Genomic DNA, 7,611 nt, shown 5'->3' on the forward strand with positions numbered 1-7,611 from the left:
TTAGCTTTGACTTATATACGGCGCTGTCGTAGCGGTTACGTGCGAATCTGTCAAGTTTGTACACGATGACTGCATCAAATTCTCCGTATTTGCTGTCATCGATCATCCGCTGGAAGTCAGGTCGGTGATCTGTTGTGCCGCTGATGGCACGGTCGATGTACTCGCCGACAATCGTGATACCCTCAGATGCTGCAAACTCTTTGCACTCACGGAGCTGACCATGCACAAACAGGACATGCCCATTTGCACCGCTTTGCAATGACGATTGTATTCCAAAAGATATGGATGGGATAGGACTCGCCTATCATGTGATGCAGGGGATCCGGAGGATGGAACCATGACGAATGCAGAGTACCATGCACATCAGGCGGTATCCAAGTCTGACCTTGATCTGATTCACCGTTCACCGCTGCATTACCAGTACCGCAAGGAGCATCCGGTAGAGCAGACGCCGGCGCTTCTGACCGGGTCGGCAGTACATAAAATGGTACTGGAGCCTGACGCATTTTTCGACGAATTTGCCGTACTGCCGCAGTTCGACAGGCGTACAAAATCAGGGAAAGAGGAGTATGCCGAATTCGTTGAAGCATCCGTCGGAAAAACGATCATATCAGACGAAGTTTACCAATTATCCGTGGATATTGCGGAATCCGTCAGCCATCACAAAACAGCAAGATCTCTGCTGTCCGGCGGAAAAGCAGAGACGTCATATTTTTGGAATGATATCCGCACAGGAATGGAATGCAAATGCCGTCCGGATTATCTGCGAAGCGGATTTTGCGTAGATCTGCTGCTGTGGGTGACCTCTCAGATTATGAGGAAATTCTATCAGACGGCGATCCTTTCTAAACTTTTCTCGGATTTTGTGTAAATTCGAGTTCATAGTTGCACGTTGGCGTGCAACTTTTGCCCTCTGCGGCGCTATTTATGGGAGGGGTTGTTCTCCCGATAGAAAGGAGCTGATATATTGGAACTGAAACAAGAACAGCTTTCGTCGCTGTCCTATGGAGATGCAAAGGCTGTTGTGGACGTGCTGTCGGACATGATCCTGCTGGGGGACGATTCTCATAAAATCAACACCCAGATCGCCACACTCCGGCAGAATGCCATAGAAAAAGGAAAACAGGATGTGTTTGACCGATGCTTCCGGCTGACACTGGATGGGCTTGCGGAGTACATCACAGAGCATCACCTGAACATCCAGCTGATTTACACCAAGGATGATTTCCTGAACAGCACAGAGCCATACGAGGACGCATTCCGTGCGAATTCGCCGTTCCTGCGGCAGCAGCGATTGCAGCAGCTGGCGGAGAATGCCAAAGCCGTTGGATTCACTGGATTTCAGAAGATGTTCAAGACGTTCGAAAAATCCATGCGGTTGGTGAATTCCGGCGGCAGTCCGGATGTGACGAACCCAACCACGTTCCCGAACCAGCCAATGGAACTGGACGGCGGTGAGTGGCTCTGTGATGAAAATGGCGTGAAGCGTACTGGCTCAACTTTTGAAGAGGTTGCCTGTTGTCACCCTATCATGCCGGTGGAACGTCTTGTGAACATCGACACCGGAGAAGAAAAGCTGAAGATCGCATACAGCAAAGGAAAACGCTGGCGGTATGCAGTCTATGGCAAGGATATCCTGTTTGTGGCGAATAAGATCACACAGCTGGCATCCATCGGCATTGCTGTGACATCGGAAAATGCGAAGCTGCTGGTGAAGTATCTCTGCGATGTGGAAAACAAAAATTATGACATCCTGCCAGAGCGAAGAAGCGTTGGTAGACTGGGATATGTAGGAGACGATGGTGTATTTTCCCCGTACCAGCCGGACTTGATCTTTGACGGAGAATCGGGATACAGCGAGATGTACAAGGCAATACGGACGCATGGCAGCTTTGACACATGGAAAGAGACTGCAATTTTGTGCCGAAAAGAAAGCCGTACAGCCCAGATTCTGCTTGCAGCATCTTTTGCCAGCGTGCTGCTGTGTCACATCGGCGCACTGCCGTTTTTCGTGCACCTCTGGGGCGTGGAATCCGGAACAGGTAAGACAGTTGGTCTGATGCTTGCGGCAAGCGTATGGGGAGACCCGACAATCGGGCGATATGTGCAGACGTTTAATGCAACGCAGGTCAGCCACGAGCGTACCGCAGGATTTTTAAACAATATCCCCATGTGCATCGACGAATTGCAGTTGTCCAAGGACAGCCACGGGAAGTCAAAATTTGATGTATACCAGCTGGCGCAGGGTGTTGGGCGAGGACGAGGCAACAGATCCGGCGGCGTGGACAGGACACCGACATGGTCGCTTTGCATCCTGACCACCGGGGAATCTCCCATTGTACAGAGCGGTGCTGGGGCAGGTGCCGTGAACCGTGTCATTGACATTGAATGCCGTACGTCAGAAGCCGTTGTACGGGACGGTATGGCGGTTTCGGCTGCGGTAAAGCAAAACTTCGGGCACGCCGGGAAAGCCTTTGTGGAATGTCTGACGGCGAAAAAAATCGAAGCGGCAAAGGCGGAATATGCGGTGCAGTTTAAGGCGCTGTCCACACGGGACACCACGGAAAAGCAAGCCATGGCAGCGGCGGCAATCCTCACGGCGGACAAGCTTGCGGATGAACTGATCTTTCACACAGGGCAGCATCTGACGGCGGACGAGATCGCAGAATTTTTGCAGACAAAAGCAAGCGTTTCTGCCGGAGAACGTGGATACCAGTACATGTGCGACTGGGTTGCCATGCATGCCAATAAATTTGCATTGGACAACGTCAACAGCGAGGTGTACGGTACACTGGAAAACGGCTGGGCTTATATCAATTCCAGCGTATTCCGGAAAGCCGCACAGGATGCTGGCTATGACAGCCGGGCACTGCTCAGCTGGATGAAGTCAAGGGGATTGATTCTGACGAGGGGAAGAAATTTTACAAGAGGGAAACGGATTCACGGTGTAAACACAGAGTGTGTTACGATGAAATTGCCGGACAGTAGCAAGGAAGATGCTGGAATACCTTACGACAGTATTGAAAACGAAATGGAAGAATTGCTATAACTGTGGGACAATATGTGGGACGGATTGTGGTACAAAAATCACTAGAAAACCACGCATTTTCGGGCGTGTGGGACTGTGGGACTTTTTCCTCGCATATACACAGAAAAATATATCACGTGTATTTTTACGAATGAATCCAATAATTACCGTATAAAAAATATTCCTCACGTATAGGAAAATGTGCGAATTTGTCCCACAGTCCCACAACATAAAAATAATAGCAGAATTACGTCATTTTTTCAGTGGGACATATTGTCCCACACTGTTCCACAGTCCCACAAAAAAACAGACCGCATGATGCAGTCTGTTGCCTGTGTTATTTCCCGAAAAGCTCGCTGTGTGAACCAGTTCTGGAAAGATACAAAAACAATGTATCATTTTCTATTTCGTAAATCAGCAGCCAATCCGGCTGGATGTGACATTCCCGGCAACCGACATAATTCCCGGAAAGTGCGTGATCACGGTTTCTTTCTGGAAGCGTCTGCCCATCTGCAAGCAGTTTGATCATATCGCTTAATAAGCTGATATCTTTTTTCTGCTTCTGCATTTTCTTCAGATCTTTTTTGAACTGTGAGGTTGGTTTTATGGTGTACTTCATTGCAGCAGATCCTTCATCATTTCATCCACATCCGTATATCCTGGATATTGCTCCGGGTGGTGTTTCATTTCTTCCACTTCTTCCATTGCAGCAAGTGTCTCTTCATTTGGAACATCTGCATAACAGCCACGGATGAACAGCAGCAAGCCCTGCATCTGTGCTTCGTTCATGGCTTCAATTTCGTGCAGCAGCATTTCTTTTGTACTCATGGAATTACCTCCTTTATCGGGGAAAAGCACGTTATTTTCTACGATTAGTATATCACGAAATCATAAAAAAGTCAACAGAAAGGAGAAGGATATGCAATTAAGAGATTACCAGCAGGAATGCATTGATACCCTGGAATCCAGACCGCCTGGGCGGTATCTGGTGCAGATGGCAACAGGGCTTGGGAAAACCGTAACCTTTGCCAATCTGCCGAGGCACGGAGATATGCTGCTGCTGTCTCACCGGGAAGAGCTGGTGCGCCAGCCGCTGAAATATTTCGACTGTTCCACCGGGGTGGAAATGGCGGCAGACCATTCCAGAACAACAGACGAGGTGGTTTCCGCATCGGTGCAGAGCCTTGTACATCGGCTGGAACAGTTCGACCCATACCGGTTCCACACCATTATCGTGGACGAGGCGCATCATGCCGCCGCCAGAACCTACCGGAAAGTACTGGACTATTTCCAGCCGGAAGTGGAAACGGTCATTGTGGCACGTCCAACACAATCTGACAGTCTCTATGCCCAGATGGTAGGGAGAGGGCTGCGGCTGCATCCGGACAAGGACAAGCTGACACTCATCGACTGTGTCGGTATTACGGGAAGGGCAAGCCTTTGCACCGCACCGACACTGCTTGGGATCGACATCGACAGCATACCACAGGCAAAACAGCAGGAGGTACAAGGAATGCTGTTTGAGTTGCCGGAAAAAGCAGAGCGTGCATCCGATTGTCCGCAGAGCTGGATCAGAAACACGGAAATTGTGCAGCTTTGGGCAAAACAGCAGCAGTATGATACCAGGGGGATCAATTTCTTTCGGATGCCGGACGGACGTCTGGTGTGCAGCTTAAGAGATCGTGTGAAGCTTACCATACCTTGTCAGGATGAGCTTGGGAATGTGATCTACGGCGGCCGTGAAATGCCCATGCAGCAGGCAATTGATACGGTGTACCAGGAGCTTCTGACATTTCATCCAGACCAGCGGTATCTGTGGGATTTGTCCATGGTCAAGCGCTGGGGCAGTGCACAGGCAACGGAAAAGCAGGTTGAGATGATACGAAAACGGTGTAAAACATATGATGTGGACTGCGACAAGCTGACAAAATTTCAGGCATCGCAGATACTCAACAGAGTGATGATGAGGTGAGAATATGACAGAGGATCAGCATCAAGCGGCGGTGATCAAGTGGTCACAGCAGGCAAGCATCCGGATAAAATATCCGGAGCTGAAGCTATTGTACCATATCCCAAACGAGAGAAAATGCACGCCACAGCAGGGAGCGAGATTGAAACGACTTGGGGTGAGATCAGGTGTACCAGATCTGGACTTGCCAGTGGCACGTGGAAAATATCACGGACTGCGTATTGAAATGAAAACGGAGTCTGGTAGAACATCTGACAATCAGAATTGGTGGCTGTCGGAGCTGGACAAGCAGGGATACTGCTGCGCCGTCTGCCACGGATGGGAAGAGGCTGTCAGAATCATTGAGAGGTACATGCAGCTATGAAGCAGGAGGAACTGGAACGATCTGCGGCGAAAAATGCACCCATGCCGGATGGATTGGAAATGCCGGAACAATATCTCTTTCTGGCACTGCGTGGGCTGTATCTGGCATACCGTTTTGGCGGAATGGAAAAGGCGCAGGCAAAGCAGGAAAAGACAAAGGTGTTGGATACATACAAAGACCTTTCCCTGAAATGGAATATCGTACAGCAGCATATGCGGATGCTTCGGGCGGTGCAGAAATATGAGGGTAGTATCTGGGAAAGCGGGTGCGAGGTTTGCAGAGGATTGTATCGGGCATTGTGTGGGTTGGAATATGATAAGGATTTTTTAGAAACGTGAGGTGAAGACATGGAAGAACGTTGCAAACTATGCGGCAGCATATTTGAATCAGTACGTGGTCGGAAATACTGCTCCGAGGATTGCAGGAAAGAGGCAAAGAGAGAGTGCCGTTATGCTATGGATTGGATGGCGCACGGCGGAGGTGGTTTGCGGATGAAAACAAAACGTGACCGCTACACGGTGCCGATCTCCGTGCAGTCGTATGAAGAGATGCAGCGTAAAATCGCTCTGAGCGCTCTCAGAGACGGCGTATTGCAAGGCATAGCAATATGCATGATGGCGCTTGAAATGGCGTTTGGATGGCGCAGAGGGCGTCTGACACGGTTTTATTACGCTGTCTGCGATATACTGCACATGCCAAAAATTATGGGAAAAGACCCGACAGCGGATGATGCAATCGCAAGGATGCGTGATTTGTATCACATCGACTTGGACAAACTGGAGATTGATGTTGATTTGGAGGACAAGAAATGGACAAAGAAGTAAAAACACCAACACTGTGCTGGACGTGCAGAAACGCCGTTCCGAAAATGGTAAACGGGAAATACATATGCGGTTGCAGCTGGTCTGTGCGCCTTGAGCCAGTAAAAGGATGGACTGCGGAAAATAGTGTAAAAAATCAACGAAGTGAAAGTTATCGCATGGAAACATGGCATGTGCTGGAATGTCCGGAGTACGAAGCGGACAGACCGGAAGATACGGCTTTCAATCGTGGATGCGATGAAGCGTATGTGGAGATCGCAAGACTTGTGCTGAAACTGCAGATGGACAGCTACAGATCGGCGTTAAAGCAATATGCGGAAACGGGTAATGAAAAATACCTGTATCGTATAAAGGCTATTGAGCGCGAGTTGCTGTCACCGTATTATGCAGCGCTTTCGCTTGGCAAGGTTGATTTTAAAGAGCTGATCTTGCAGTGCAGGAAAGAAGCCGGTGTTGCTTTGTGGGTGTGATGGAATGACGAAAGAAGAACTTATCCAGTGCAGAAATGCACGAATCCGTATCAACAAGCTTTCCTATGATATTGCAAAAATTCGTGCGAGCGCAGGGATTATCGGATCCGTATGCTATGATAGTGAGCCACGCAGCCGCGGCGAACCTGTTCCGGAAGCACAACGGCACGCGGAAAAGCTGGATGATATGGAAATCCAGCTGAAAGAGGCACTGACTTTATGGACAGAGAAAAAAGCGTTGCTTCGGAAAGAGATCACACGGAAACTGCCTGAAAAACTTGGCTTGCTGATTTGGCGTAGATATGTGAAAGCGGAATCATGGAACCAGATCAACAAAGCGCTATGTATCCGAAATAAGGATCAGTCGATGTACTTACACAGAAAGGCTCTGAAAAAATTGATGAAAAGTACTTGACATTACACCTTGACTGTGGTAAAATAGTATTATGAAATAGTATGAGCGGATCAGTGAAAGCTGACCCGCTTTTTTTATACCTGAAAAACGGAGGGAGGACGTTGGCAAATGAAGAAAACCTGATACCGTTCGACAAGCGAACAGAGAACGAACAGAGAGAAATCGCAAGAAAAGGCGGCATCGCATCAGGAGCGTCCAGGAGGGCGTACAGGAGCCTGAAACAAGCGGCAAAGGCTTTTTTTAAGGAAAACGAAAGCGCCGCTATGAACGTGATACAAGCCTTATACGAGGAAGCTGTTGCTGGGAACGTCAAGGCGGCGGAAAAGCTGCAGGACCTGATCGGAGAGACCGTCCAGCGGGAAGAACTCGCTCTGAAAAAGAAAACCATTGCAAAGCAGAGCGTACCCAACAATGGAAAGGCGGAAGCGCTCATTGCCGGGCTGCAGGAGGCGGAAGAATCAGATGATCTACACGAAGAAGCAGCTTTCCCTGATGCGGATATGGCAGAAGAAGAAACTGAAACGAATCAACCTTCTTGAGGGTT

At 49.2% G+C, this 7,611-nt stretch carries 12 protein-coding genes; 9 read left to right on the plus strand and 3 right to left on the minus strand.

All coding sequences use genetic code 11. The annotated features are described in order from the left end of the window. On the minus strand, positions 1–259 hold a 259-nt coding region (locus tag Q0418_RS01525; RefSeq protein WP_298481781.1), incomplete at its 3' end, for a recombinase family protein. A gap of 78 nt (positions 260–337) precedes the next feature. Between Q0418_RS01525 and Q0418_RS01530 the strand changes: the two genes are divergently transcribed. Next, positions 338–871: a PD-(D/E)XK nuclease-like domain-containing protein gene (locus tag Q0418_RS01530; protein ID WP_298481782.1), complete on the plus strand. Its 534-nt coding sequence runs from the start codon at positions 338–340 to the stop codon at positions 869–871. Between the two features lie 96 nt (positions 872–967). Beyond that, complete coding sequence (locus Q0418_RS01535; RefSeq protein WP_298481783.1) at positions 968–3,049, plus strand: DUF927 domain-containing protein; 2,082 nt, start codon at positions 968–970, stop codon at positions 3,047–3,049. 316 nt (positions 3,050–3,365) lie between these two features. Here the strand turns inward: Q0418_RS01535 and Q0418_RS01540 are convergent, their stop codons facing one another. Both Q0418_RS01540 and Q0418_RS01545 read right to left on the minus strand, forming a co-directional pair. Further along, positions 3,366–3,647 (minus strand): type II toxin-antitoxin system YafQ family toxin, encoded by a 282-nt coding sequence (locus Q0418_RS01540; protein ID WP_298481784.1) that lies wholly within the window; start codon positions 3,645–3,647, stop codon positions 3,366–3,368. Beyond that, a complete protein-coding gene (locus Q0418_RS01545; RefSeq protein WP_298481785.1) occupies positions 3,644–3,856 on the minus strand; it encodes a hypothetical protein in 213 nt (70 codons plus the stop codon). The genes Q0418_RS01540 and Q0418_RS01545 overlap by 4 nt, the downstream gene beginning before the upstream one ends. 91 nt (positions 3,857–3,947) lie before the next feature. Here Q0418_RS01545 and Q0418_RS01550 point away from each other — a divergent pair, with 91 nt between their 5' ends. The 7 genes from Q0418_RS01550 (at position 3,948) to Q0418_RS01580 (ending at position 7,606) form a co-directional block, all read left to right on the plus strand. Continuing rightward, positions 3,948–5,000, plus strand: a complete 1,053-nt coding sequence (locus tag Q0418_RS01550) for a DEAD/DEAH box helicase family protein (protein WP_298481786.1) — start codon at positions 3,948–3,950, stop codon at positions 4,998–5,000. Positions 5,001–5,004: 4 nt separating this feature from the next. Further along, positions 5,005–5,361 (plus strand): VRR-NUC domain-containing protein, encoded by a 357-nt coding sequence (locus Q0418_RS01555; protein ID WP_298481787.1) that lies wholly within the window; start codon positions 5,005–5,007, stop codon positions 5,359–5,361. Beyond that, complete coding sequence (locus tag Q0418_RS01560; protein WP_298481788.1) at positions 5,358–5,699, plus strand: hypothetical protein; 342 nt, start codon at positions 5,358–5,360, stop codon at positions 5,697–5,699. Before Q0418_RS01555 ends, Q0418_RS01560 begins: the two co-directional genes overlap by 4 nt. A 153-nt stretch (positions 5,700–5,852) precedes the next feature. Beyond that, positions 5,853–6,185, plus strand: a complete 333-nt coding sequence (locus Q0418_RS01565) for a hypothetical protein (RefSeq protein WP_298481789.1) — start codon at positions 5,853–5,855, stop codon at positions 6,183–6,185. Continuing rightward, positions 6,170–6,652, plus strand: coding sequence for a hypothetical protein (locus tag Q0418_RS01570; protein ID WP_298481790.1), 483 nt, complete (start codon positions 6,170–6,172; stop codon positions 6,650–6,652). The genes Q0418_RS01565 and Q0418_RS01570 overlap by 16 nt, the downstream gene beginning before the upstream one ends. A 4-nt stretch (positions 6,653–6,656) precedes the next feature. Then, positions 6,657–7,067 carry a hypothetical protein gene (locus Q0418_RS01575; protein WP_298481791.1) on the plus strand — a complete coding sequence of 137 codons (411 nt, stop codon included), beginning with the start codon at positions 6,657–6,659 and terminating at the stop codon, positions 7,065–7,067. Positions 7,068–7,168: 101 nt separating this feature from the next. Continuing rightward, entirely contained in the window at positions 7,169–7,606 is a 438-nt protein-coding gene (locus Q0418_RS01580; RefSeq protein ID WP_298481792.1) for a hypothetical protein, read from the plus strand. Positions 7,607–7,611: the final 5 nt, after the last annotated feature.

The sequence above is a fragment of the uncultured Ruminococcus sp. genome, from assembly GCF_937915125.1.
In the GTDB taxonomy this organism is placed as follows: domain Bacteria; phylum Bacillota; class Clostridia; order Oscillospirales; family Ruminococcaceae; genus Ruminococcus_C.